This window comes from Vogesella mureinivorans (genome assembly GCF_007644035.1).
GTDB classification, from domain to species: Bacteria; Pseudomonadota; Gammaproteobacteria; order Burkholderiales; family Chromobacteriaceae; genus Vogesella; species Vogesella mureinivorans.
Map to the genome: position 1 here is coordinate 1 of NZ_VMTV02000793.1, position 284 is coordinate 284.

The following is a 284-nucleotide window of genomic DNA, read 5'->3' on the forward strand; positions in this document are numbered from 1 at the left end:
AGGGTTCGGCACCGGCCTCGCGGATGAAGCCCAGCGACTCGCGGATCGCGGTGCCGGCGGTGATGACGTCGTCGACGATCAGCACGCGGCCGGCCAGCGGCGCGCCGATCAGGCGCCCGCCCTCGCCGTGGCTCTTGGCCTCCTTGCGATTGAAGGCGACCGGCACGTCGATGCCGCGCGCGTACAGCGCGGTGGCCACCGCGGTCGCCAGCGGAATGCCCTTGTAGGCCGGCCCGAACAGCATGTCGAACTTGAGCCCCGAGGCCAGCAGAGCCTCGACGTAG

At 71.5% G+C, this 284-nt stretch carries 1 protein-coding gene; it reads right to left on the minus strand.

The window, feature by feature from the left end; translation table 11 throughout:
- A partial coding sequence (gene pyrE / locus FLQ44_RS19345) for an orotate phosphoribosyltransferase (protein WP_147695687.1) occupies positions 1-284 on the minus strand: 284 nt, incomplete at both ends.